Raw genomic sequence first — 26,680 nt, forward strand, 5'->3', positions numbered from 1 at the left:
CACCATGGTTAGAAATCATACCAGGTACCAAAACCCACAAACTGTTCTGAGTTGTTAAAGAACGCGTACTGCATGGTTTTTCCATCGAGGTACTGCAATCCGATACGAAACAGATGATTGTTTCGATCGCCACGCCATTGCCACCCCACCATCATGTTCACATTTCCGCCCCAGTTCACTTCCTCGCGCAAATATCCGTTGATGGCCCAAAAAGGAGCTCCATAAAAGCCGGAATGTTCCACAGGACTGAACTCGACACCAAACTGCAGTTCCCAGGGTTGAGCACCACCATCCGTATTAAAGGCATAACCAATTTCGGCATACAGTCGTAAATCGGGATCGGGAAAATAACCACCGCCCAACACAAACGCATCGCGTACATAATTAATTCTCTGAAACCCGGGATTCCGTTCTATATATTCATCTCCGGCGTGAGCACTCGTATGATAATATGCAAACTTCGCCTGGTAGGCGCCTCGTCTCCAGGTCAATGGAACACCGACACGAAAATCGGTCGCATCCAGATCCATTTCTTCTTCCATATTTAAACGTGGAGGTCCTGCCCCCTCGATATCCAACTGCCAGCCTTCCAGCACATCATCATTTAATGAGCCGTATCTTAAGATACCTACGCGTGCTCCCGCTTCCAGTTCCATCTGCCAGCCGATGTCTTTCTCGTGCAGGATTGCCAGCGCCAACCGAGATTCCTTAGGTCCAGCCAGGTATGATTTGTAAAGCAGGTCAGTGGGCAAGACAGTCCATCCCCAGCAACTTTCAGCACATAACTGTTCAATGGAATCGGTATAACTTCCCTGCGGATCGGTCATGGTATCAAACTCAGGATACTCAGAGCTTTCCGGATAAGATTCAAATGCAGGAGGAAACCCTGGTTGAGAAGCATTGACCTGCCGAATCTGGTTCGGCAGCATTTCAGATTCTCTTCTGGATTGGGAGTAGAGGGGAGGTAAACTGCGAGTGAGATCCTGTTTTCCAGCGCCCCTTCCTATTGATTCGGCCTGATGCAGAGGCACTCCCAGTTGTATCGGATTCTGTTGCCGATTCGCATATTGATTCTCCAGGTACAGCTGCGCCTGGCTTGGCTCATCAGTAAGCTGCTGGGCTGTTGCACGCGGAGAAGGAGCCATAAATGGCTGTGAACTGGCAAACTGTTGCGCTTCCAGATTCGCACAGACAGCACTAACCAACACTCCCCACAGGAAGCGTTGTAATGATATTGGAATAAATAACCTCACCAGCGAGGCTCCTTATTGTGAACCGCAGCACTAATGTTGCTGTGACTGAGATAGTAAGAGAGAGGAGTAGAAAAGTTGAACACTGAGAGAGGAGATCTACCAGGGGCAGATGAGAGATGCGGGCGAAGTATAGCGAGATTCCCAACAGGCGAAAAGGGGAATCCGCTATCAACGCAGTCCTATAAATTGACTTGAGGCAAGGACAGGTAAAAATGGCTCAAGATTTGAATATCAAACCACTTACGAGCCGTGTCTAACGGCGTTAACCGCGTTGATATCACAAATAGCAGGGGAGAAATTTCATATTTTTCAAAGAAGTCCCCCCTCACTATTTGATATGTAGAGTATTCTTTTCGTTGAGCTGTAGAGTCTGTCCTTGTGAGAGATGCTTAACAACAAGCCCCTCATCAGAAAAGAAACGGAGCTGGACCGGGTAGTTAAAATCATGTGATTCGCTGGGGCGTAAGCGGTACGGGCCATTCCAGGGCATTGAAGGGCCTTTCATTTCATACAAGACTGGTGTCTTTGACCGATTGATGATCAGAGCCGGGCTCACCTGCGTGCCTTCCAGAATCGTAAAGAAACTGGAATTATGGACTGGGTTTCGCTCTACAAACCAGTGATTTCGCACTTCATTCTTCCAGGCTGCTTCTGCAGCGTCATCTGCTTCTTTCAGTCGATCAAAGCGACTGTACTCTTCCAGAATTAATTCAGCGATTTTAGCCGTTTCCGATTTGGGATACTTACGAATGACTTCTTTTGCAACTCGTTTCTGTTGAGAGAGTACCAGCTTCTCAACTCCCTTCAACATCTCAAGCGCATCTGCTTCCTGCTGTTCGGGAGACAACTGTTTCTGATCGTCTCCCGAAGTAAATGGGTCACTTTGTGCGGAAGCGGGCTGGTTGACAGCACCAAAAAATATCAGAAATCCCAGCGCGAGAGTGCTGGAATAAGTACGACTTACGAGAGAAACATCAGTGGTTTTGTTCATTACTCATACCTTCAGATTCAGCAAGACTGATAACAGAGCCTTTTCTAAAGTTTACACGCCAGAAGCGTCGAACGCGGTATTCTCTCTGAAATCGAGTTCATTTTTCCATGAACTTTTAACCGGAAACGGGATCTTTTCTTTAATCAACCGCTTGAGAACGTTCTTTACAAGCTCTTTATCCCAAACAGTTTAACACCCATCTTTAGTTTACTTGTTCAGAATGACCGGCTGGAGAAGACTTCTCAGCACAATTCGAATAAAATACAAATTGAAAACAGGAGTGTTATCAACAGCAGTGATTTACCAGAGAATGATTCGCGTAGAAAGTACTTTATCTAATGGCAAGTAGTCCCCGTCCCCATTACGGGCGAGTCTGGATCACCTTCCTCCGTAATTCGCTGATCCGTGAAATGACGTTTCGAGGCAATCTTTTGATCACGGTCGTCACCCGCGGATTCTGGTTTGCAGCCCAGTTGATTTTATTCGATATCATCTATCGCAATGTCAACTCGATTAACGACTGGACTCGTGATGAGTACTTTGCCTTTATGGCCACAGGCATGCTGATCAACGCCTTTGTGGAAACGTTCTTTATGCCTAACTGTGCTAATTTCAGTGAATTGATCCGAAATGGAAATCTGGACTTTGTCCTGTTAAAGCCAATCGACACTCAGTTTCTGGTTTCGTTCGAGAAAGTGAACCTGGCAATGTTAAACCAGGTACTACTTGCCGGTGCGCTCCTGTTCTACTCCCTGTCGCAAACCGTTCACCTGGAATCGGCGATCGGACTGATGCAGGAGATGGTTCATTCAGGACAATGGTTGACGATTCTCAGCTTCTGCCTTCTGGGAGCCGGCCAGATATTAATGTACTGCCTGCTCCTGGCTGTGGGAGTGGCATTTTTTTACAGCTTGATGATCGCCCTGGCCAGTAGCAGCATCTGGTTCGGCCGCAACCAGGGACTGTACGATTTCTGGTTTTATATTACGGTCTTTGCACGATATCCGCGAAGTATCTACAGTGGTTCGCCGACTGGTGAAATTTTGCGGTTTGCCTTCTCTTATATCATTCCTATCCTGCTGGTTGTAACAGTCCCCGCACGCCAGCTGCTTTCCAAAGCACTTGAACCATCCTGGATTACTCTGGTTTCCGTGTCGATCACACTGCTGATGTTATTTCTTTCGCGTTATATCTTTAAATGGTCATTAAACAGCTATCGCAGCGCAAGCAGCTGATGTCCGGCCCTGCTGGCTGGGACTGTCCATAGATTGAATAGAAGTCTGTAGAGTCAAATATGAACATCGTAATTATGGGTGCAGGAACCGTGGGCACATTCGTCGCCGATACCCTCTGTGCCGCACAACACAACGTCACGATTATTGATAAATCACGAGCTGCGCTGGAACTGATCGAAGAGCGGGTCGATGTGCAGACAATCTGTGGTTCTGCCTGTGATTCTGCCATTCTATTTCAGGCAGGTGTTTTGGGTGCGGATATCTGCCTGGCTGTCACCAGCCAGGATGAAGTCAATATGGTAGGGGCCAGCCTGGCGAAAGCAATGGGCGCTAGACGTTGTGTCGCCCGTGTCTTTAATCACGCTTACCTGAACCTGAGTACTTTTGACTACCAGCGGCATTTCAACATTGACCGACTACTGAGCCTGGAATATCTCACTGCGCTGGAACTGGCTAAGGAAATCGGTGAACCCGGAATGTTTGCTGTCGAAAATTTTGCACGGGGTGAAGTCGTCATTCAGGTTCTGGATGTGCAACCTGGCGTGAAAGCCGATGGGATTGAGTTGAGAAATCTCAAACTCCCCAGTGGAGTTCGCGTCGGATTAATCTCCGATGGTAAAAACACATCCATCGCGGGTGCCGATAATATTATTCAAGCCGGTCAGATCGTCACACTCATCGGAACACAGGAAAATATCGATCAGGTACATCGAATGTTCCAGCACAAACGGGCGCTGAAATTTCGGGTTATTATTGCCGGTGGTGGAAACATCGGCTTCAATCTCGCTCGAATTCTTCAGAAGAAAGAATACTCCGTGACCATTCTGGAAGCAGACCCTCAGCGATGTGACTTTCTATCTCGTCACCTGGATTCCACTACGGTGCTGCATGCCGATGCAACACGTCGCACGGAAATGGAAGAAGCGCGTGTGGGAAAAGCTGATGTCTTCATCGCTGCAACCGGCCGAGATGAAGATAATATTGTGTGTGGTGTAGAAGCCAAAGAGCTGGGTGCTGACCGTATCATGAGCATCGTCAGGCGTCCGGATTACGCGAACGTACTGGAAAAACTGGGGATCGATGTCGCTGTCAGCCCCCGGGAAGTCATTACGCGTCAGATTATGGGTATGGTTCAGACAGGCCCCATCATCAGCCACTCTGAAATCGGAGGAGGCAATTCCGCAATTCTGGAAGTAGAGGTCAGAAAGAATTCACCTATCACCCAGGCTCGTCTGAAAGATCTCAAACTCAGGCAGGCGCTCATTGCTGCGGTAGTGAAAGAAGATTGTGTAAAAGTACCTGGCGCTGAAGATCAGATCCAGGCAGGTGATACCGTCATTTTGCTGTGTGAACAGGACAATCTGAATGAAATACTGCCACTTTTCAAAGCGGTAAAGCCGCAAAACTGATACAGCCAGACTCTGGATGGAACTCCTCACTTTTTTTTCTGACTCACCTCTCTGCCGATTCATCTCATGATCTATACTTGACTTGCAGAGCATCTTCCGATTTACATCTCATACCATCTGACAATTCAGGGCCGGTTTGAGGAAGACAGACAGCAGGAAAAGTTCATGACTGACCGGAGAAAATCCAACAACAGACGTTCGGGTGAAGAGCGACGGTTACACCAGAGACTGCAGGCAGGTCCTGAAATCCGCCTGCTTCGTTCAGGAGAAAACGGCAGTAGTGAACCACTTAATGCCGTCTTATACGATGTCTCACTCGACGGTATTCGTATGCTGCTGGATCTGCCGCTTTCCGTCGGAGAAACACTGTTGATCCAGGTGCATCACTCGGGCGAACATCTTTTCAACTCAACCGTGAAAGTCATGTGGCAGGAACGGACTGTACTCGGTCAGTATACGACTGGATGCGAAATGTGTGTTACTCTGACCCCCAAACAGGCGAAAACTCTGAACTCGTACCTGGAGCGAAATCCAGGCCCTGTCGCAGCGGCACTCCATCATAAAACATAAAGCAGCCCGGCTTCATCAGCCGACTGTATAGCCACCATCTACTACAATTTCCTGGCCATAGATATTCCGAGCCGCATCTGAAGCCAGGAAAACTGCGACCTCGGCTATCTCTTCAGGTTGACTGAATTTCCCTGGAATCAACCTGGAACTTACTGTCTGAGCTACAGCGCTGAGTTGATCGGGATTCAGCCCGACAGAATCCCATAATGGGGTGGCGACCGGTCCCGGGGCGATCGAATTGACTCGGATTCCGCGAGGCCCGAGTTCGGCAGCCAGTGTCTGGGCTAAAGACTTCAAAGCAGCTTTCGAAGCGGAATAAGCAGCCAGACCGGGAAAGCCAACCTGCGTTAGAAAGGTTGTTATAAAAATGATGGCTGATTTATCATTGAGGACAGGCAGAAATGTTCGAACGGTCTGTAATGCGCCATGAAAATTCACATCAAAGGTCTCGTCAATTGCCTCGCGAGTTGAATTCTCAATTGGAATCACTCGAGCCAGTCCCGCATTGGGAACCAGAATATCAACCCGACCAAATCGTCGTTCGGTTGCCGCTGACAACCGGTTCAGGTCAGAAGCGCTCGTCACATCGCCATCTACAACCAGCGTGCGGGCGGGAAAACGGGATTCCAGTTCTTCCAGAAGCTCCGCTCTCCGGGCAAAGGCAACGACCTTCGCCCCTTCGTTCAGATAGTGTTCTGCGATGGACTGACCTATTCCGCTGCTTGCTCCCGTCACGACAGCAACTTTGTTAAATAAACGGTCGGACATCGAACTCCCCTGATCTTAGACTGTGATTTCCACATTTGAAAATAACTGCTGCGGTCAGCTATAACAGTTCTGAAATGAATCTGCAAGAAGTGGAATTTCCTTTATCTGCAAGCAGGTGATTTGCAGCGTTGCCCAAGACCGTGCGAACGAAAAAAGCACGAGAGAAGTAATCAGCCAGTGAGAGACAACTAGACTGTGTGCCCTTTTACTGCAGTGTCTCCAGGAACATTTGGACCGAGTATATATAGATAGACGGGCGCTAGAGGCAGCTGTGATACGCCCTAATGAATTAAAATGAATTCATTCGAATTCAGATAAGCCCAGTAGATGTCCTGATAACTTTGTTGAACGGCAGTTTGAGGAGGGACATTTTGGCTGGTTAAAAATCTGGTTCGTTCTTTCACCAGGCGTTTTAGCTCGGCAAGTTCTCTCGATGAAGGATAACGTGTCAATGCAGCCAGGCTCAATTTTTTAATCCTGGTATCGGGGCTGCGTTCTTTCAATACTGCTGCGAGAATGCTTCCCTCCTGTTTCACATCCAGACTGTTTCTCACCAGCGAGCCATTCATCATGGTTAAAGCCTGGGTGATCGTCCCATCAAAGGTGGTCGTCTCATCATTCTCTTCATTTTCATGCGTATAGACAAACTGCTGCAACCACTGATCACGCTTCTGCATCTTATTCCACGCGTTGGAATAATCGGACACAACCAGAGCCGGATTTGCCGTCACCTGCAACGAGTCATATAACTGTTCTGCAGTCATTTGCTTGACGTACATACGACTGAAATTGGGTGTACTGCCATCATCCGGATTATCAGATTCATTATGTGAAGCGAATTGGCTGCTCAGGCGATAAGCATCGGACAGGCAGATCCACTCAATCAATTGTCTGATATCATATCCACTGTCGACAAACTGATTAGCCAGTTCATTTAACAGTTCTGGATGTGTTGGCGAATTATGGTAGCCCATATCATCAATGGGCCTGGTAAAGCCATAGCCGAAAAAATGTGCCCACATACGATTCACCATCGCGCGAGCCAGTTGCTGATCGTTACCCGAAGTCATCAGTTTTGCCAGTTCCTGTCTTCGGTTGACATCGGGAGCATCAGAAACTTTCACACCGGAATATTTTGGATATGCAGGCTGCATCAACCCCTGACGTGTTTCGTAAAAAGTGGTCCCCCCTTTGGAGAGAGAAACCAGAGCTAATTGACTCGACTGCTTTTCACCATCCCTGGCCTGGTTTTTTTTACGAACGACTTTTGTCTGCTTGAAAAAGCTGTTTATTTCCCAGAATTGGCTCTGCGTGGCATCATTAAAGGGGTGATTATGACATTGGGTACATTGAATCTGCGTTCCCAGAAACAGACGTGTGGTGATCGCGGTTGCCGGCACTGCCTCGTTATTCAAATGTGCCAGGAGAAAATTAGTAGCGCCATTGGTATCGGCGTCACCTTCTGCGGAGACCAGATCAAACACGATATCGTTCCAGGGGCGATTATCAGCAAAACTCTGAACCAGAAAATCCTGCAGGGCACGCCGATTGATATCACGCGTTGTCGTACGGCCGATTAACAGTCGTGTCCAGATTGTCGACCAGTTTGTCACATAACTCGGATTGGCAGTCAACTTCTGAATCAGCCTCTGATGTTTATCGGATTGATTCGATTTCAAAAACTGTTCTGCTTCAGTAGTCGTCGGAATGCGGCCAATCACATCAAGATAGACACGTCTGACCCATTCCTCATCGGTCGCAAAAGGGGAAGGCTCAATATTTGCAGCTTTCCAGCCATCCTGGATACGGTGATTAATAAACGTCACAACAGCTTCGTCAGATGCCGATGCCGGCAGTGCTTCCACGGGAGGCAGTCGTTCCGGTTTCATGGCAACCAGGGGTTGAGTTCCCGTCGATTTCAATCGATTGTTTTGTTGTGCCTGCAGCATGGGATGCTGCGAGGCTTCGATCTGAATGGAACGTTGCGGGGAATTTCGGGCAGCCAGTTGTGCATCGACTGCCTTTTCAGTGGCAACAGGATTCTTGTGTCCGGTTGGATTTTCTACCACTGCCGTTTGCTGTGGCTCCCGAACCCAGGCAGTCCAGACAAACACAAGCAAACCCAGCGCACAAGCTGCCGTCAGTCCGGATGTCACAAATTGTCTTCGTCGCGCAGACGCAGGAGGAGATACCGCTGGCAACTCAACTTCAGAAACGGGAGTTGCTTCGGGAATCAGTTCTTCTGCCCCTTGAGCCTGATCCCAGTGCAGCGTGCCATGCAGGTGAGAATAGTTCAAATAGAACTGCATTGCATCGGGGTCGGAAAGCACGATCTCTTCCAGACGTTCCTGCTCCGACAAAGAAAGGCTTTCTTCGCACAACGCTTCCATCAGCAAGGAAAGCTCAGCTAATTTTACTTCTTTCTTACTCATGACTATAGGACTCTGAAGCGATATAACGATTGATGCATTCGAATAAGGTACGTCTGACACGGCCCAGTGACTGATACACGGAGTTGGCCGGGCGCCCCAGGTCGTCAGCAAGGTCTTTGCCCTGATTCTCACCCTGGTAGCGTCTTTGAATTAACTCCCGGTCTTTCTTTCTCAATTTACTGAGACAATGAGTCAATGCTTTCCGTCGTAACTCAAAAACATCCTGATTTTCTTTAACAGCCTCTGCTACCTGCGAAACAAATTCATCGCTGAACTGATGCTTGTCCCGGCCCCGTTTTTTTCTGAATTTCAGGATCTCGAAATGAGCAATCTGACAGGCCCAGGCAAAAAAATTGGTTCCCACTTCAAACTGCTGAGCCTTTTTCCAGATGATCAGATTGGTATTCTGCAAGATCTCTTCTGCCTCTGAGGGATAAGGAACCATCGAGAGAATATACAGATAAATCCGTCGCTGGTACTTCGTAAACAAGGCAATAAATTCGCGGCCCTGTTCGGAAGTCGTTTCAGGAAAAACAGGTTGATCAGTCGAACTTGTCAATGTAGTTCCAATTCATTACTTCAATGCAGATTGATTTAACCTGTCTGCAGCCGAGAGTAAAACAGCGGAAGCCCTGTGCGAGCATCCGCTGTTTTCCGGCTCCAAAAATTGTCTTTTGTTTCCAGTCGAATGGAATTAACCAATCAGTTCTTTAATTGGAGTTCCACCATTGGCCAGTTTCATGGGACGACCACGTTTCGAAGTGTGCACGATATCCAGAGGAATCCCCAGAGAATGAGCAACCGTTGCCCAGAGATCACCGGGCAGGTAGCTCTTACCTTCGATTCCGATACCATCGGCATCAGTTTTACCCACAGCCTGACCGTTTTTCAGTCCACCACCACCAACCATGGCAGTCCAACTGGCAGCCCAGTGGTCACGACCGACATTCTGATTGATGCGAGGGGTACGGCCGAATTCGCCCATACAGACAATTGTGACATCATCCAGCATTGCACGCTGCTTCAAGTCTTGAACCAGGGCAGCAATCCCCATATCCAACTGTGGCAGGTTTTGGTCTTTCAACGAATTGAAAACGCCTTGATGCAAATCCCAGCTTCCGACAGAGGCCGAAACTTCTACAAAAGGAACACCCACTTCAACCAGACGGCGGGCCAGTAACAGACCCTGACCAAAATTACCGGTTCCATAAGCTTCTTTCAAAGCGGTAGGTTCCTGGTCCACTTTGAAGGCTTCCATCTGCTTGGAGGTCATCAGGTTGACAGCCTTCTTGTAGATGTCTTTATGGGAATTGGCAGATTCCCCTCGTTTCGACTTGATGAAACCAGACTCCAGAACCTGCAGCATATCGAGACGTTGTCCCAGTCGCTGCTGTTCTGCCGTATTGATTTCCGCATTCTGAATCGTACCATTACTGGAGACGACGAATGGAGAGTGGGACATACCCAGGAATCCCGCACTTCCCCGGCTGCCGCCGATCGAAATGAAAGAAGGGATATCCAGTTCTTTGCGGCGAGCGCCCAGTTCATAACTGACAACCGAACCAAATGTAGGATGCACAACCGTGGGGTTAGGCACATAGGCTGAGTGCATATAATAAGTACCACGGGCATGATCCGCTTCACGAGTACTCATGGAACGAATCAGTGACAGGTTATCCATCACCTGAGCCGTTTTAGGCATGTGTTCCGAAATCTGCATGTCACCCTTGGTGCTGATTGGCTTAAACTCACCACCATTTTTTGAACCAGGTTTGAGGTCCCAGATATCAATAGTAGGAGGTCCACCCGCCATCCAGATCAGGATACAGGCTTTCTGCTGCTTTTTGACCTGGCTGGCATTCGCTTCCAGATGTGACAGAAAGTGCATCGTGGGAATCGCCGTCGCGGCACCTGCGACATGTTTCATAAAGTGGCGGCGGGTCATTCCGTAAGGATTCAGAATCGTCATTGTTAAGGCCTCGTTTGTTGAATATTGTGATAAAAATTGTGTTTCGCTTAATCTCTGCCAGCGGCCGATTTAGTGATTGAATACAAATTCATTGGAGTTTAATAGAGCCCAGTACAGGTCCTGATAAGCGGCCAGTTTATTGGGGGTACCGGAAATCAAACGCTGTGCACTGTTGATTTCCCGGCGATCAGGATAACGGTTTAATGTGGAAAGGAACATTTTGCGGATCTTCACCTGATCGTTCCCCTTCTCGGTCAACAATTGATTCAAATAGCTCCCGCTCTCTGCACTGATTGCGTTTTTGGTTAAATCACCATTCATCATCATCAGTGCCTGTGGAATCGTTCCGTTGAACGTTGTTGAATCATCACCTGAGTCGTTATCGAATGCCACCATAAACTGGCCCATCCACCGACGGCGCTGTTCTTCAGCCCGTTCCCAGTTTGACTGACCTGACTTATGAGCGCCCGTAGCAACGATGAGCGAGTCATAAAGCTGTTCAGCCGTCATATTCTTGATATACATATGCGAGAAGAGAGGGGTTTCTCCTCGCTCAGGACTGTCGATTTCATTATTGCGACCGAACTGACTTGTCAGATTGTATGCCTCTGTATTACAGATCCAGCGCGCCAGCTGTTTGAGATCGTAATCCTTCTTTACGAGCTCTTCAGCCATTTTATTTAACAGCTCAGGATGCGATGCCGGGTTGTGAGGGCCCATGTCATCAACGGGACGGGTGAACCCGTATCCCATAAAATAGCCCCACATCCGGTTAACAATCGCTGTTGCGATCAGAGGTTTATCCCCCTGTACGATCAGTTTGGAAAATTCCTTGCGACGCTCAACGCCACTTTGAGGATCCACTTTTTGATCTTCAAAGATCGGGTAAGCAACCTGCATCAGACCGGAACGTTTTTCGTAATACACAGGCCCATTAAAACCAGTCGCTACAATCTCGGAGTAGTCATCTATCTGACGCCCGGTTTTAGGATCGGTCTTGCGATGGTTTACACGACGCATCTGACGAAAGAAACTGTTATATTCCCAGAACTGATTCTGTTTCCAGTCATTGAACGGATGGTTGTGACACTGAGTACATTGTACCTGGATCCCAAGAAACAGGCGTGTTGTAGCGGCAGTCACCTGGACGGCTTCGTCATTATTCTGCATCTGTGCCAGCAGATAGTTAACAGCACCGTTTTCTTCAAAGTGTCCTTCCGCAGTGACCAGATCCTGTACAATCTCGTCCCAGGGCCGGTTCTTTGCAAAAGCCTCGCGCAGAAACTTTTGCATTCCGCTGCGACTCACTCGTCGAGGAGTCCGGCGACCAATGAGCAGGTTTGTCCATACATTCGTAAAGTTCTGCACGTATGCAGGGTCTTCCAGCAGCTTGTCGACTATTTTAGATCTCTTGGCAGGATCGCGATCCTTACTGAATTGCTCTACCAGTTCTGCGGAAGGAATCTGACCAATCAGGTCCAGATGAACACGACGCAACCATTCTTCATCAGAGGCCACGGGGGATGGTTCTACTTCATTATCTTCCCACCCTTGACGGATGCGTCCATTAATGTAGTCAATAAAGGGATCGAATGCGCCGGTAGAAAATGCCTTTGTTCTGCTTTCCTGAGGCGCAGCATCCGCCAGGGAAACCCAACTGCCGACGCAGATCAACATGGTAAAAACAACACTGAGTTGTTTAGAAAAACGACGCATTATCTTGTTCTCCACTATACTTAAAATGATAGAACGAACAGCCCGCTGCACTTCTATTATGCTATTCTACCCATCGGGACAAATTGCGAAAGAAAGACAGCTTCGCTACTGTATTAACCGACTCTAATGAGAAAACATTCGTGAGTCTCTGAGTAATATCTCTATTTTATTGGAATCAGCTGACTACAGGATACCCGATTCTATAGATTTTCCAATGATAATATCAACGATTTCATATGCATCAGCAGGAATACCTCAATCAGCATAATCCACGTAAACACAATTTATAAATACACTTACAGACAACCCCATCCTGTATAATCCAAAAAACCACTACACAAATCCTTGCGATTCGAATCCGGACCCCTGAAAATATACATAGTTACACATCAATCTTGCTGCGAGCACTCAGAAATTAGAAAAGAAATTGATGCAGAATCAATATCAGTTTAAAGACCAGATCGTGGTGATCACCGGGGCCGGAAATGGAATTGGACGTGCCACCGCCATTATGATGGCAGAATCAGGGGCCCATGTTCTGGCGGGCGACCTGAACCACCTGCCTGAGAATCAGGCGACGTTCTCACGGCTGGGAATCACAGAGGTGAAATGCGATGTACGGCAGGAAGCCGACATTCAGGCATTAATTGACCAGGCAGTCCAGCAATATGGCCGAATCGACGTGCTGGTCAATAACGCAGGTATCGGCATGGTTAAACCGATTCACCAGGTATCGGTAGAAGAGTGGGATGCCTGTATCGACACGAATCTGAAAGGCACGTTTCTCGGGTGCAAGCACGCGATCCGTCACATGCTGGCTAGCGGAGGTGGCTCGATTATCAACACTGCCAGCAACGCAGGGCTGCTGCCCCGCGCCCATGACCCGGTGTATTCGATCAGCAAACATGCCGTTGTTGCATTAACGGAAAGCCTGGGACTCTGTCACGGTAAAGACAATATTCGCATCAACTGCGTCTGTCCGGGACCAGTCGGGGAAACAGGTATGATGAATGCAGACGTTTCCAATGCAGCAGATCCGGAAGCACTGATTCAGTCGATGATCCGTGCCAGCCCGATTGCTGCAGCAAACAAACGCATGATCAGCCCACAGGAAGTCGCCTCTGCCATCTGTTATCTGGCAAGCAACGATGCGTCAATGGTAACGGGAACCGCAATTCGCATTGATGGTGGCAAGTCGCTGGGTGTCTCCCCGCAATCAAACTGACAGATTACCCCACGTAACAGGAAGGAGCATATTCTTTTAAGTGAGCCACCTGCTCATTAGAAAGTGGACTTTGCAGTTTGCAGTCAATGCGCCAGAATTCCTGATCCAGCGAGGTTGAGCGTACTACTGTCGCGGCTACATTCAACGTAAAGTTGAGAGCCTGGTCTTCTACGGTCAACTGCAACTCATCACGCAGTTGAAATGCAGAACGAGAAGCAAAAGAAATTCCATTCTGACTGACATTGATCGCATATCCCTTTTGCCCCGGATGAAAACCTGAGTTGGCAGGTCGATGATCATCTTTATTGAGCGCCAGAACAATAGCATCACTGGCATGCCTTGGTGAAGCACGACGATCAAAAGACCGGGAGTCCACAATGGGAGTTGTGATTTCTTTGGATTCGTTTTCGGAGAATTGCTCAGTATTAGCTGCAGCTCGTACCTTGTTCAGAACGGAATTCCAGGTTCGACCTGAAACAGATTTACGTTTTTTCCGGGTGAGCCCTGACTGCTGACGACACCTGCTGAAGGAAATCGAATGAGTTTCAGTAACGCTTTTAGCTTCTTTCAGGGTCTGCTCGGAATCTTCGGTTACTGACAGTGCCTCAAGTACCATATTCATATGACCAATCCTGTCGTCAGGCATTAAATGTATTCATAAATACAGTTCCCCGATTTAGAAAACCGTAAAAACAACTATTCAAACCTATGTCTGAAACAGCAGTCAGTCAAAAAGTTCCTGCAAAAACAGACTGCGCCTGAGGCCAATTGGTCAAAGTTCTGACCGTGTGCCCTGATGGACCTCAGGAACTTCACCTCACAAGAAAGACATAAACTGCTTTTATATATACACTTAAACCACCATTATTGAAAACGTGGAAAATTCGCACGATTTCAGGATGGACAGCCGCGCTACTAGCTTGAGAAACAGGTATCAGGGAATTATACTGCCACGTTTCCAATGACTCTCAAGAATCGAATGAAGTTTAGTCGGTTCGATCATCGATAGGGGTTTCTGTATTAAACCGGTTTGACCACCGCCAGGAAATTTGAGAACCTGATCAGCCAGCAATGGTTCTTAATCACCGGTTAACCTGATTACAGCCTCTTCCAGACAGGTAGCGAGATTATACAGGCATGCGTTTTTCGCTCGTCGATCAAATTTTAGAAATGGAGAAAGGCAAGTCGATTACGGCTGTTAAAAACCTTTCTCTTTCAGAAGAATATCTTCAGGACCATTTTCCGGGCTTCGCCGTGATGCCGGGAGTGTTAATGGTAGAATCGATCGTTCAGGCCGGCGCCTGGCTGATGCGGTATACCAACGATTTTCAATACAGCACCATTCTGCTGAAGCAGACCAAAGCGATTCGCTTCAACAGTTTTGTCACACCTGGTAAACAGTTGCGTGTCTCCCTGAGTATTCAGAAATGGGAAGACAACCTGTGCACATTAAAAGCTTCCAGCCAGGTGGAAGGGGAAGCCGCAGTCAGTGGTCGGATTGTTCTGGAACAGTTTAACCTGGGCGATAAGAACCCATCGATGACAGAAACTGATTCTGCACGGATTCAAGATCTGCAAACTCAGTTTCGACAGCTCTGGAATCCCAGCAGACAGACCGCATCCTGAAGCGAGCTGCTCCACCTGAGCATTGACTTACACAGTAACTACGAACAACTAAATCGAAAACTAGATAGGAAACAGGAATGAAACTGGAAGGAAGAGTAGCGTTGGTAACCGGTGGCAGCCGCGGTATTGGAAAAGCCGTTGTGCAAGCCCTGGCCCGTGAAGGGGCAAAGGTTGCCTTTGTGTATCGTTCCAGTGCGGAAGCCGCAGAACAGATCGTCAAAGATCTCGCCGATGAAAACTGCGAAGCGTTTGCCATCCAGGCAGACGTCGCCAGTAAAGCAGATGCAGATGCGGTCGTGGAACAGGTCATGGAAAAGTGGGAAAAAATTGACATTCTGGTCAACAACGCCGGCATTATCCGGGATGGTCTGCTGGCAACCATGTCCGCCGAAGACTGGCAGGCTGTGATCGACACCAACCTCACCAGCGTATTCAACTTCTGCCAGGCGGTCACTCGACCGATGATGTCGAAACGTTACGGTCGCATTATCAATATGTCCAGTGTGGCTGCTCACTTCGGAAATTCCGGTCAGACGAACTACGCTGCCAGTAAAGGGGGCATTATTGGTTTCACTCGCTGCCTGGCAACCGAACTGGCCAAGCGCGGTGTGACCGTCAATGCGGTTGCTCCGGGATTTATCGAAACCGACATGACCGTCGATGTGCGGAATGCTGCGGGCGACCAGATCAAAAAGCACATTCCCTCACGACGTCTGGGACTTCCTGAAGATATTTCCAATGCAGTATTATTCTTTGCCACCGAAGAGTCTTCCTATGTCACTGGCCAGACACTGGCTGTGGACGGCGGGTTAACTTTAGGTGGAATTTAAGTAAGCTAAATTCGAAGCGGCTCGTCGTCGTTTTGAAAAATACATTTTATGTTATGTGTGATCGGCAGACTTTGGAATTGGGTCAATTCTGCTTGCCGCATCACGAGAACTGTCAAAACTATTCTTCTCGCCGAATAGTTTTAAATCAGGCTGGGTCGGCGGGACTTATCGGCCAGCAGGTCGAACCAAGGAGTAATGAAATGCCAACTAGAGATGAAATCTTCGATTCCGTGCGTGAAACACTGGTTGATGCACTCGGACTGGATGATGATGAAGTAGTACCAGAAGCCACCCTGATGGGCGACCTCGGTGCCGAATCGATCGACTTCCTCGATATCGCGTTCCGTCTGGAAAAAGCGTTCGATATCAAAATTCCCCGTGGTGAACTGTTTCCGGAAAATATCGCTTCATCCGATTCAGGTTTTGTCAAAGACGGTCAATTCACAGAAGCGGGTATCGCAGAACTCCGCACCAAGATGCCACACGCAGACATTGATTCCTTTGCAGACGATCCTAAAGTCGAAAACATGCAGGATCTGTTTACCGTTGACATGCTGGTTAACTTCCTCGAAGCACGTCTGGCTTAATTGACAGATTGGCTTTAACCAGATCGATAGAAACAAAGGCTGACACAGCTCACATAAGTGAGCTGTGCAGTTTTCCTGCTGTCTGGTACATGATCTGCGCCACCAGTTGATTCTTCAATTTCACTGGGGGATTCCAATTACGAACGAAAAGGTGTTTCAAAATGCGATGGTTCTGGATTGATCGCTTTATTGAATTTGAAAGCGGTTCTTATGCCAAAAGTGTGAAAAATGTGACACTGGCAGAAGAGCATCTGCACGACCACTTCCCTGGTTTTCCTGTCATGCCTGGTTCTCTGATGATTGAGGGACTGGCACAGACTGGCGGCATCCTGCTGGGTGAGATCAACGATTTTGAACACATTGTCATTCTGGCCAAAGTACCCCAGATGACGTTTCACAGTTGGGCCTGTCCCGGTGACCAGTTGATCTATACCGCGAAAATCACCAATGCGGGTGAAGAAGGAGGCGCTGTCGATGTGACAGCCATGGTGGGAGACCGCCTGGTCGCGGAAGGAAGTATTATTTTTGTCCACCTCGATCAGAGTGATTCGGAATTTGGAGCCATCGACCAGAAAAACTTTGTTTTTTCGATGAATCTGCTGGGAATCCTCGATGTCGGCAAAGCCGGTACCGGTGAAGATCAGCCGTGACACAGCGATTTTTGAAAGCTTGCTATAGAGGCCTTGATTCAAATTAAGCTACAATGATAATTCAGGTATTCAAAAAACGCAGACTTAAACTGGCAGCAAGTCACATTTGAACAGATCATCTGCACCTGGGATTTGCCTGCTGTTTCAAAATCAATTTTAAAACAAGAGTTCGAAGTTATGAATCGCCGCGTTGTGATCACTGGAATTGGCGCTATCACCCCCCTGGGAAAAACCGTGGAAGATACCTGGAAAGCACTCCAGGAATCCAAATGCGGCATTTCCAATATTACTCATTTCGATGCTTCAAATTTTCCGACACGCTTTGCCGCAGAAGTCCATGACTTCCACCTGGAAGATTATGTTGATAATCTGGATCGCTTTGAGCATTCGGGGCGGAACATCCGCTACGCCATTGGGGCAGCGACTCAGGCTGTTAAAGATTCCGGGATTCTGGATGATGACTTCGATCCGGCCACATTTGGCGTCTACCTGGGAGCCGGCGAAGGACAGCAGGACTTCTACACTTTTATGAAGATCATTGCCCAGGCCCAGAACGATGGTGAAGTCGATCTGGAAAAATTCACCAAAGTCGGATTGGAACAGCTCAACCCGCGGTTCGAACTGGAACAGGAACCCAATATGGCTGCGGGCCATCTGGCCAGCCTGTTCAATGCACAAGGTCCCAACCTGAACTGCCTGACGGCCTGTGCCGCTTCCAGCCAGGCGATTGGCGAAGCATCAGAACTGATCCGTCGCGGTGACGTCGACATCATGCTCTCCGGTGGAGCACACAGCATGATCCATCCTTTCGGTGTGACTGGCTTCAGTCTGTTGACAGCGCTTTCGACACATAATGAAAATCCCGCTAAGTCTTCCCGTCCCTTTGATCGGAACCGCGATGGATTTGTGCTCGGCGAAGGTGCAGGCATGATGATTCTGGAAGACCTGGAGCGAGCTCAGAAGCGTGGTGCAAAAATTTATGGGGAACTGGTAGGTTACGGTTCCACAGCAGACGCTTATCGCGTGACCGACATTCATCCTGAAGGGCGCGGCGCCATCAAGTGCATTCAAATGGCTATGAGCCACGCTAAGATCAATCAAGACGAAATTCATTATATCAACGCCCACGGAACCAGTACTGCGGTCAACGATCGTGTGGAAACAAGAGCCATCAAAGGCGCCCTGGGTGACGCCGCCTATAAGACTCCTGTCTCCAGCATTAAAAGTATGATGGGGCACCTGATTGCTGCAGCCGGTAGCGTGGAAGCCATCACCTGCCTCATGGCAATTCGTGATAATGTCGTTCCTCCAACGATCAATTACGAAACGCCCGATCCTGATTGTGACCTGGACTACATTCCGAATGAAGCACGCCAGAAAAATGTGACAACGACGCTTTCCAACAGTTTTGGATTTGGCGGACAGAACATTGCGCTGATCTTCTCGGAATTCAAAGGCTAAGCCATCATCAGATAAGCTGAATCAGTTTCAATATTAGTGACGCCGCTCAATGTGCTGATTTACTCCCTCTAGAACCGGTCTGCCCTGCCTCTGATCGCTCACTTCGCTGCGCAGGCAAATTCGCTTTTTTTTCTGAGATCAGCTCAGACCTGCGAAATTGATCAAGGCGCTTTCGAGAGAACCGAGTAAACTACACTGGTATCACCTCTCAGGAGATTTATACACTTAGCTCGTATCCTCGATGATCCCGATATCAAGAGACCTCAACCATATTTGAAAACGCAGCCTGTCTGAGAAATTGACAGACTCTGTTACCACCAGGGAGACAGCAGTGAGTTGGTTGCTTTGGTGCGTCCTGATCGCAATAACAGTCGAGATTATAATCCAGTACTGCATCATGCGCGCTGCTTACCCGGTGCTGTTTGCGCCGATGCCCGATCGGTTCAATCTGATCGGCACACTATCTCAACTTCCGGAAAACGACGATCGCATTCAGATCAGAAATGTGAAGTTCCCCACCATGGATGGCCTGACTCTTCATGGATTCATCGCCACCCCCACAAACACTCTCCCGAAAGGTGTGATTCTCTTCTGTCATCCTTTTAAGTCCACAGGAAGAATTGCACTCTTCCAGTGTCAAGGATTACTGAACGCCGGCTTTGCTGTCTTTGCATTTGACTTTCGCAACCATGGTGAAAGTGATACCGACCCCCGCTACCAGTCAATACACTGGCTTTCACAGTATGAACTCAATGATACCAGATCAGCCATTCAATATCTGCGAACTCAACCAGAACTTTCGGTGTTGCCACTGGGTATGCTGGGCATGAGCCGCGGGGCGGGAACTGCACTTGCGGTTGCTGCAAAAGATCCTGAAATCCAGTTCGTTGCCTGTGAAGGTGCCTTTCTGAATGAAGAACTCTTTCTGGATCATGCCATTCGCTGGGGAGAGCGTTTCCTGCCTCCCCTGTTTATTCAAATCGTACCTACGTCAGAAGTCATCCGCGCATTTCGGATCATGATCTGGTATTCACAACGTCGTCAGGGATGTCGCTATATCAATCTGAAACCACGCGTCAAAGGTTTGAAGAATCGAAACCTGTTGTTTTTCACAGGCGAGAAAGACCAGAGTGTCGTCCCCCGGATGACTCAATTGATTGTGAAGCGGATCCCTGATGCCCACATCACTGTCTGCTCTTTACCAGGAGCCATTCACAATGCAGGCCGCTTCGCTCAACTGGAAAAATTTGACTCGACGTTGATCGACTTTTTTTCACGAATGGTCGAATCCAGCTCCCCGGTAAAAGAACTCGAATTCTCAAAACGGATGACTGCTCCTGTTGATCCTCTTTCCAGTAAACGGTCCGCCTGATCTGAGTTATTCCAGACGACGAGTCTACCAGACTGTGTCCAGTCTCATTGCCCTCTGGACGTGGACTGGCTTTTTTGATCACTGTTGTGTTTACCAACGGCATTAAGGTTACTGCCTATTTGACAGCGAGTGCACGGGGATTATACGGATTGATTAAATTCACCCTGATTGCCGCGAACTCTAACAGTGATCCTATCTATCAAATATAAAACAACTTATAACCAGAGCTGTTTTTCTTTATGACAATGGTATCTGATTTGCTTAACCTGAAGTACACAAAAGCTATTTGCAGGATTTTCGTTTCAAGCTAAGGTTATCATAAATGTCCGCTGTTGCGGCTACCTTCCGGATTATTTGGTGGGATGTCACATGGTTATTGCCAGATCACAGGCTCCGTATCAGCTACTGATTGCCGATGATGATTCCGGGTTTCGCGCGGTGCTCAAGGAAGTACTGGCCCCTTATTTCAGACTGTTCGAGGCTGAATCGGGCGAGGAAGCCGTTGAACTGGTGGAGCAAATCTCTGTCGATATCGTCCTGCTGGACATGCACATGGACATTCTTACCGGTCTGGAAGCCGTACGCCTGATGAAACAGATCAATGCGATGCTTCCCTGCATTTTGATTACCGCAGATGCGACTGAAGAATTACGACAGGATGCTTCCGAAGCCAAAGCCTACGAAGTTCTTTCTAAGCCTGTCAAACGTCAGGAATTAGTAACCACGGTCTCTCATGCGCTGGTTGACACCTACCATGACCCTGATGTAACGACCTGGCTGGGAAATTAGACCTGGTCCTGCTGTACGGGCCTGCCCCGGTCTGCTGTATGATCAGCTGGGGAACAGGGACATTTTCCGCAGACTCCACTTTTCATAAACTGCGGAGTGAAGTACACTTCCAGACAAAATTGAAATTCTTATAAAGCATCACTGCCACCTGCATTCCTGGTCACATTGTGGAACAATAGACGTCAGCAGGTTGAGCGGCGGAAAGGAGTCTGCCATGCCATTTGTACCAACGCGGTTTATCCATGCCAGTAATCTAAGACTGGACCATCAGGCGCAAGGGGTCGGCGCAGTTTCCAATGAGTCACAGGCCATCCTCGAAGATTGCACGCTCGAAACGTTTTCCCATCTGATCGATGCCTGCCGGGAACATGAAATTGATTTTCTACTCCTGAGCGGCAACTCCTTTATTGCAGATGACTTCAGCATACGTGCCCGTATAGCATTAATCGAAGGCTTTCAAAAACTGGCTTCCGATCAGATTCAGGTTTTCATCGTACCGGGACAACACGATCCTCTCAGCGCCTGGGACCTGCAGTACACCTGGCCTGCCAACATCACATTCCTCTCCCCCCAGGATCGTGATGTCATCGATATTCTGCGTGATGGCGAAACTATTGCCACACTGCAGATTCTGGGATCGGCTCATCGTAAATCTTCATTGCCTCTGAAACTGAATCAGCGCAATCAGCTGTTTAATAAACAGGATGAACGTGCTCTCTCCATCGGATTGATCGCAGCAAACCTGCCAACAGATCACTCTGATATTACGGGCGATACCACTCAGGCGATTCCGCTTTCTCTGTCGGATGAATATTTGCCAGCCGAATGGCAATCAGATGAAGCCAATGAAGTTTCAGTCGATTATCTGGCGCTCTGTAAAGGCACGCAGAGTCATACGTTCGAAATGCATCCCGGTGTCGCCCATCATCCGGGAACAGCACAGGGACTCAATTTCGGTGAGCACGAACAAAACGGAGTCACCCTGGTCACTGTGGGCACAGAAGCGCAGCTGGAGCAGCGGACACTGCGACTGGCGACAGTCCGCTGGCAGGTACTGGAACTGGACCTGCAACCGGAACTCTCCCGCGCTCAACTGATTCAACACATGCAGCAATCACTCCTGTCTCAAATCAGAGGCAACTACGAAAAACTGTGGATGGTACGCTGGCTGTTCCAGGGATCGGGTGAACTGTTCGATTCACTTCGAAGCTTCAAACATCAGAGCAGTCTCAGTAATGAACTGGCACTGACCGTGAAAGACCGACTGCCGGTCGGCATTGAACAATCGTTTTACCTGCAGTCAGAAAACAGAGAGCTTCGCGGGACCAATTCCACTTTGTCTCAGTTGTTTCAAACTCAACTGGATCGGTTCAAGACGGAGACAGAACTCCCACTGAATCAGTTACTCGCACAAGCCTCTCACCTGGATCAAAGCTGGGTACACCGCCTGAATTCGGTCACCGAACAGTTGAACGATCAGCAGATCTTCAACGCAGCCCTCCACAATGGACAAACATGGCTCGATGTTTCATCGGATGAGGAAGTACACGTATGAAAATTACCAGAATCCATGTAAACCAGTTTGGGAACTGGCAGGACCTGAATCTTGCTGCACTCGATCCGGGAATCAATGTATTCTACGGCCCGAACGAAACGGGTAAATCGACGCTGATGCGCATGATTCGCGGCATCCTTTATGGTTTTCAGTCCGACGAGTTGCGCGAACATTCACGCGTTCCCGATTCCGTACCCTGGTCTGCGCTGTTGGATATCCGTCACCAGGGACAGTTCTACGAAATTCAGAGACAGACAACTGCGAATGGCAGAGGTCATTTTTCGTTCCAGAGTCAGTCCAGGGGAACCTCTGGCACTGAGCTTTTGACCTCGCTTCAGTCTGGGGTGAATGAAAGTGTTTATGAAAATGTATTTGCCATCGGATTGAATGAACTTCAGGAACTGGGAACTCTGCACGGCGATCAGGTTGCACAGCATATCTATGGTTTGACACTTGGACCGGAAGGCCAGGCGATTCTGGATGCATCCAAAGCAGTCAGTCATTCACGACAATCACTATTAAGCCGCGATGCCAAATCAGGAAAACTGCCAGACCTGTATCAGCAGCTGCAGGAAATTGATGCGAAACTGGCTGACCTGAAACAGCAGTCACAACGTTTCTTCAATCTCTCCGACGATCTGCAGAAAGTCCATGCTGAATCGGACAGTCTGAAAAAACGGAAATCAGGACTACAGTACCAGATCCGCGGGCATCGTTTCCTGGATCGTGTCTGGAAACCGTGGCAGGAAGTGCAAGACCTGCAGCAACAGTTGAAACAACTTCCTGTCGTCGCTGAGTTTCCGGAAGACGGCGTGAATCTCCTCAATGAATACGATCGGGAGATCAAGCAGGTAGAAACAAAACTGAACGAAATCAAAACGGAACTCAGTGGCCTGCGTAAACAAATCGAACAGGCGGAGCTGGACAATGACCTGTTAAACTTTGCTCCCAGCATACAGAGTCTGGTAGATCAAAAACCATGGATGACCGACCTGGAACAACAGCACCAATCAGGCAACACCCGGGTTCAGGAACTGGAAACAATCCTCCAGAACTATCTGAACCAGAATAAGAACCTGGGGAATGTCACTCATGTCAAAACTACTCCCGATAATAACCAGCGGCTGATCGAAGCTGCGCGCGAATATCGCCTTGCCGGTGCCAAGCGAAAAAATGCACACCGACGCTACAAAAAAGTTTCACGAAAATATCAACAGACTCTGGCGAGTCTGCAGGAACGGTCTGCACGACTTCTGAACGGACACTCAATCGAAGCAGAGCTGAAACGGGCGCGCGAGCGTATGAAACATCTCGAACGACTCAGCCAGTTACGGGTAAGAGAATCGGAGTTTGTGATTCGCCAGGAAGCAGCCAGGGAACAGCTGGAACGACTGCAAACCAATTCACGCCTGCCCGGCTGGGCTAAGAAAACGTTGTTCGGTTTCGCTATCGCAGGCGTTTTTCTCGTACTCGCAGGGTTCTGGCGGGGAGTCTCTGATGCGAAGCTGGTCGGATTGATTTACTGTCTGAGTGGTCTCTTCCTGGGAGGCATCACATGGGCCATTAAAAAACATTTTGAACTTGATGTGCAGGACCAGGCTGAAGAACTGCAGGATGAAAGCTGGGCACTCGACGTCCACCTGCGCGAGACACGTCAGGAAATCGAGCGTATCATGGAGGATGAGTACTTCGCACTGAAATCTCTCTCGGAAGGGCACTCACTCAGCAGCCATCGGCAGCGGGAGAGTGTACCAGCGTTAAATTTCAATGATGAAAATATTCTCCGTACCGATCTCCTGCATGAACTGGCTCTTAAGATTGCTGAACTGGAACAGCTGGAAGTTGACCAGCAGCAAGCCCAGAAAACGCGTCAATTACTGGTCAAACTGAGGAATCGCTCCCAGGAAATTCAGCGAAACTTCAGCAGCAAACGGCATGAGTGGTGCGAATGTCTTAAACAACTGGGATTGACCGAAACCCTCAAAGTGGATGACGCGTTTCGGATGTGGCATCAGGTTTCACAGGCGAACCTCTACCGGAATCAGCGTGAACTGGAACAACAGAAAATCAAGCCCTGTGGCGATCTGGTTGACATGTATTTCAATCGAGTCCGCGAATTAAGCCTGCGAATGAATCGTCGTCAACAGAATACAGAGAACCCTTTTGAACAGGTTGCCACATGGGAACGCGAACTCGAAACCATTTCAAGCCAGCGTGAAGAACGTGCGCGGTTGATGAAACAAGAACAGCGACTGCGTCAGGAAGCAGACGCTCTGAAGTTGAAGCGAGAGGAATTCAGCCACCTGCGTTCTACCCTGCTCATTCAGGGTGGAGCTGCCAGCCGCGAAGATTTCCTGAAACGGGCCGCCTCGATGACAGAACGGATTCAGATCGAAAAAACTCTGGCAACGGCACAGCGGGAGCTGGAGCGAGCCAGTCAGTCTGAACAGGAAATGGCAATTGTGGAAGAAGACCTGCTGAATTTTGATGCCGAAGCAAATGCCGAACACCTGGAAATGCTCAATCTCGAACTGGAAGATATCGAACAGGATCTGGTCACGACTGCAGAAAACATGGGTCGTCTGAAACAGGATTACCAGAATGCGAAAACGGATCGCAGCGCAGTCCAACTGCGATTTCAGCGCGAGCAGATACTCGAACAGATCAGACAGGCCAGTGAAGAATGGTTTACGACAGAGCTTTCTGCCGTCGGACTTCAGAAACTACAGGCAGAATTTGAACGCACCAGTCAACCGGAAACTCTCGCGATTGCTTCTGATTACCTGAGGCAGCTGACCAATGGAAGATACTGTAACATCTGGACTCCCCTGGGTGAGCAATACCCCAAAGTGGATGACAACGAAGGACACACGCTCACGGTCAGCGAATTGAGCAGTGGTACGCGGGAACAGCTCTTCCTGGCAATCCGACTGGCCATGGTCGAACGTTTCCGTAACAACGGTGTGGAACTACCCATGGTGCTGGACGATGTCCTGGTCAACTTTGACCAGAGCCGAACACAGGCCGCCATTGAAACCCTGATCTCTGTCGCAGAGAAAGGTCAGCAGATTCTGTTTTTCACCTGCCATTTGCACCTGACCCATCTGTTTGAAGAACAAGGGAAACCTGCAGTCTGGCTTACAGAGGAAAGCTCAAAACAGGAAACCTCATCTCCGAGACTCTCGCAGTTGCCTGTGGCGACTGAACAGCAACTGCAGCCTGCTCCTTCGAACCAGTCCTCCACAGCCGTTCTCGAAGGCCCGCTGCCAGCGGAACCGATTTATCAGCTGGAATGGTCGTCCCCCCTTCACGAGTTGTCTTCTCTCAACCAGTTTCAGGTTCAAAAACTGAATCAGGCCGGGATTCATTCAATTGCACAGCTCCTGTCTCAATCGGCCGATGAGCTGTCTACACGGTTAGCAGAAGAAATCTCTGCAGGGCTGATTTTTGAATGGCAGAGTCAGGCTCGTCTGGCGTCCTGCATTCGGGGAATCAAACCACAACAGGCGGCGTTTCTCGTCCAGTGTGGAATCACAGAACCGGGCGATATCACCAGCATGTCCTGCACGGAACTCTGGTCCCTCATCGATTCCAGCCTCCCCGCAGAGACGAGTGTCACTGAAGCACTCGTACAAGAATGGTTTCAGTCTGCACACCAGGCGCGAACATTTCAACTGCAAAAACCAACTCCCACAGAACAGAAACCTCAACAACCTGCACCACAGGAACGACGTGATTATCGCCGGGACGGCTCGCATTCTGACTCAGGAAATACGAAGCCCATCACCCCGCCTTTTTATCTGAATCGTTCCATGCCCGTTGAGCAGGCTCCTTCCATTGGCCCGAAAACCGCACATCGTCTGGAAAAAGTGGGGATCTTCTCGGTCAATGATTTCCTGGAATGTAATCCAGAGAACGTCGCGAATCAGTTAAACGTTTCTCATATTAAAGAACGCACTATTCGGATCTGGAAAAAACAGGCGAAGCTTGTCTGTTGTGTTCCCGGGCTGCGCGGCCACGATGCACAGATTCTGGTTGCCTGTGGATTTTATGAACCGGATCAGATTGTCCGTACTTCCCCGCAGGAATTATATGGCAAAGTAAAATCGTTCGTCAAAACGAGCGAAGGACAACAGATCATACGCGGTGGAAAAAGGCCGGACTTCAATGAAATCACCGACTGGATTCAATGGTCTCAAAAAGCCAGAAAGCTGCATGCTGCCTGATACGATCAGCAATACA

Annotated in this window: 21 protein-coding genes; 13 read left to right on the top strand and 8 right to left on the bottom strand. The window is 48.8% G+C overall.

The annotated features are described in order from the left end of the window. Positions 1 to 8 precede the first annotated feature (8 nt). Both GmarT_RS26365 and GmarT_RS26370 read right to left on the bottom strand, forming a co-directional pair. Positions 9 to 1,253 (bottom strand): DUF1207 domain-containing protein, encoded by a 1,245-nt coding sequence (locus GmarT_RS26365; protein ID WP_149303448.1) that lies wholly within the window; start codon positions 1,251 to 1,253, stop codon positions 9 to 11. Positions 1,254 to 1,581: 328 nt separating this feature from the next. Continuing rightward, positions 1,582 to 2,244 (bottom strand): hypothetical protein, encoded by a 663-nt coding sequence (locus tag GmarT_RS26370; RefSeq protein WP_002644555.1) that lies wholly within the window; start codon positions 2,242 to 2,244, stop codon positions 1,582 to 1,584. Between the two features lie 338 nt (positions 2,245 to 2,582). On the opposite strand from GmarT_RS26370, the gene GmarT_RS26375 reads away from it, so the two are divergent. From GmarT_RS26375 to GmarT_RS26385, 3 genes are all read left to right on the top strand, one after another. Continuing rightward, the gene (locus tag GmarT_RS26375; RefSeq protein WP_002644554.1) at positions 2,583 to 3,479 is read left to right on the top strand and encodes an ABC transporter permease; all 897 of its coding nucleotides are present in this window, start codon (positions 2,583 to 2,585) and stop codon (positions 3,477 to 3,479) included. Positions 3,480 to 3,538: 59 nt separating this feature from the next. After that, positions 3,539 to 4,888, top strand: a complete 1,350-nt coding sequence (trkA, locus tag GmarT_RS26380; protein ID WP_002644553.1) for a Trk system potassium transporter TrkA — start codon at positions 3,539 to 3,541, stop codon at positions 4,886 to 4,888. Between the two features lie 165 nt (positions 4,889 to 5,053). Further along, on the top strand, positions 5,054 to 5,458 hold the full coding sequence (locus tag GmarT_RS26385; RefSeq protein WP_002644552.1) for a PilZ domain-containing protein: 405 nt from the start codon (positions 5,054 to 5,056) through the stop codon (positions 5,456 to 5,458). A gap of 15 nt (positions 5,459 to 5,473) precedes the next feature. Here the strand turns inward: GmarT_RS26385 and GmarT_RS26390 are convergent, their stop codons facing one another. From GmarT_RS26390 to GmarT_RS26410, 5 genes are all read right to left on the bottom strand, one after another. Beyond that, a complete protein-coding gene (locus GmarT_RS26390) occupies positions 5,474 to 6,226 on the bottom strand; it encodes an SDR family NAD(P)-dependent oxidoreductase (RefSeq protein WP_002644551.1) in 753 nt (250 codons plus the stop codon). A 281-nt stretch (positions 6,227 to 6,507) separates the two neighbouring features. Beyond that, positions 6,508 to 8,658, bottom strand: coding sequence for a DUF1549 and DUF1553 domain-containing protein (locus GmarT_RS26395; protein ID WP_002644550.1), 2,151 nt, complete (start codon positions 8,656 to 8,658; stop codon positions 6,508 to 6,510). Beyond that, a complete protein-coding gene (locus tag GmarT_RS26400; protein ID WP_002644549.1) occupies positions 8,651 to 9,217 on the bottom strand; it encodes a sigma-70 family RNA polymerase sigma factor in 567 nt (188 codons plus the stop codon). The genes GmarT_RS26395 and GmarT_RS26400 overlap by 8 nt, the downstream gene beginning before the upstream one ends. Before the next feature lie 135 nt (positions 9,218 to 9,352). Then, a complete protein-coding gene (locus GmarT_RS26405; RefSeq protein WP_002644548.1) occupies positions 9,353 to 10,627 on the bottom strand; it encodes a DUF1501 domain-containing protein in 1,275 nt (424 codons plus the stop codon). 69 nt (positions 10,628 to 10,696) lie between these two features. Continuing rightward, positions 10,697 to 12,343 carry a DUF1549 domain-containing protein gene (locus GmarT_RS26410; protein WP_002644547.1) on the bottom strand — a complete coding sequence of 549 codons (1,647 nt, stop codon included), beginning with the start codon at positions 12,341 to 12,343 and terminating at the stop codon, positions 10,697 to 10,699. Between the two features lie 430 nt (positions 12,344 to 12,773). Between GmarT_RS26410 and GmarT_RS26415 the strand changes: the two genes are divergently transcribed. Beyond that, entirely contained in the window at positions 12,774 to 13,568 is a 795-nt protein-coding gene (locus GmarT_RS26415) for an SDR family NAD(P)-dependent oxidoreductase (protein ID WP_002644546.1), read from the top strand. Between the two features lie 4 nt (positions 13,569 to 13,572). On the opposite strand, the gene GmarT_RS26420 is transcribed toward GmarT_RS26415, so the two are convergent. Continuing rightward, on the bottom strand, positions 13,573 to 14,190 hold the full coding sequence (locus GmarT_RS26420; RefSeq protein WP_002644545.1) for a PilZ domain-containing protein: 618 nt from the start codon (positions 14,188 to 14,190) through the stop codon (positions 13,573 to 13,575). A 515-nt stretch (positions 14,191 to 14,705) separates the two neighbouring features. Between GmarT_RS26420 and GmarT_RS26425 the strand changes: the two genes are divergently transcribed. The 9 genes from GmarT_RS26425 (at position 14,706) to GmarT_RS26465 (ending at position 26,664) form a co-directional block, all read left to right on the top strand. Next, complete coding sequence (locus GmarT_RS26425) at positions 14,706 to 15,194, top strand: 3-hydroxyacyl-ACP dehydratase FabZ family protein (RefSeq protein WP_002644544.1); 489 nt, start codon at positions 14,706 to 14,708, stop codon at positions 15,192 to 15,194. A 77-nt stretch (positions 15,195 to 15,271) separates the two neighbouring features. Further along, positions 15,272 to 16,024: a 3-oxoacyl-[acyl-carrier-protein] reductase gene (gene fabG / locus GmarT_RS26430; protein ID WP_002644543.1), complete on the top strand. Its 753-nt coding sequence runs from the start codon at positions 15,272 to 15,274 to the stop codon at positions 16,022 to 16,024. A gap of 200 nt (positions 16,025 to 16,224) precedes the next feature. After that, positions 16,225 to 16,611: an acyl carrier protein gene (locus GmarT_RS26435; protein WP_002644542.1), complete on the top strand. Its 387-nt coding sequence runs from the start codon at positions 16,225 to 16,227 to the stop codon at positions 16,609 to 16,611. A 161-nt stretch (positions 16,612 to 16,772) separates the two neighbouring features. Next, the gene (locus tag GmarT_RS26440; RefSeq protein ID WP_002644541.1) at positions 16,773 to 17,261 is read left to right on the top strand and encodes a 3-hydroxyacyl-ACP dehydratase FabZ family protein; all 489 of its coding nucleotides are present in this window, start codon (positions 16,773 to 16,775) and stop codon (positions 17,259 to 17,261) included. A 177-nt stretch (positions 17,262 to 17,438) separates the two neighbouring features. Beyond that, positions 17,439 to 18,722, top strand: coding sequence for a beta-ketoacyl-ACP synthase II (fabF, locus tag GmarT_RS26445; RefSeq protein WP_002644540.1), 1,284 nt, complete (start codon positions 17,439 to 17,441; stop codon positions 18,720 to 18,722). A 331-nt stretch (positions 18,723 to 19,053) separates the two neighbouring features. After that, positions 19,054 to 20,094, top strand: coding sequence for an alpha/beta hydrolase (locus GmarT_RS26450; protein WP_149303453.1), 1,041 nt, complete (start codon positions 19,054 to 19,056; stop codon positions 20,092 to 20,094). A 369-nt stretch (positions 20,095 to 20,463) separates the two neighbouring features. Next, entirely contained in the window at positions 20,464 to 20,883 is a 420-nt protein-coding gene (locus tag GmarT_RS26455; protein WP_002644537.1) for a response regulator, read from the top strand. A gap of 214 nt (positions 20,884 to 21,097) precedes the next feature. Continuing rightward, positions 21,098 to 22,438, top strand: a complete 1,341-nt coding sequence (locus GmarT_RS26460) for a metallophosphoesterase family protein (protein WP_002644536.1) — start codon at positions 21,098 to 21,100, stop codon at positions 22,436 to 22,438. Further along, positions 22,435 to 26,664 (top strand): DUF4332 domain-containing protein, encoded by a 4,230-nt coding sequence (locus GmarT_RS26465; protein ID WP_002644535.1) that lies wholly within the window; start codon positions 22,435 to 22,437, stop codon positions 26,662 to 26,664. Before GmarT_RS26460 ends, GmarT_RS26465 begins: the two co-directional genes overlap by 4 nt. Positions 26,665 to 26,680 lie beyond the last annotated feature (16 nt).

The organism is Gimesia maris (assembly GCF_008298035.1).
GTDB classification, from domain to species: domain Bacteria; phylum Planctomycetota; class Planctomycetia; order Planctomycetales; family Planctomycetaceae; genus Gimesia; species Gimesia maris.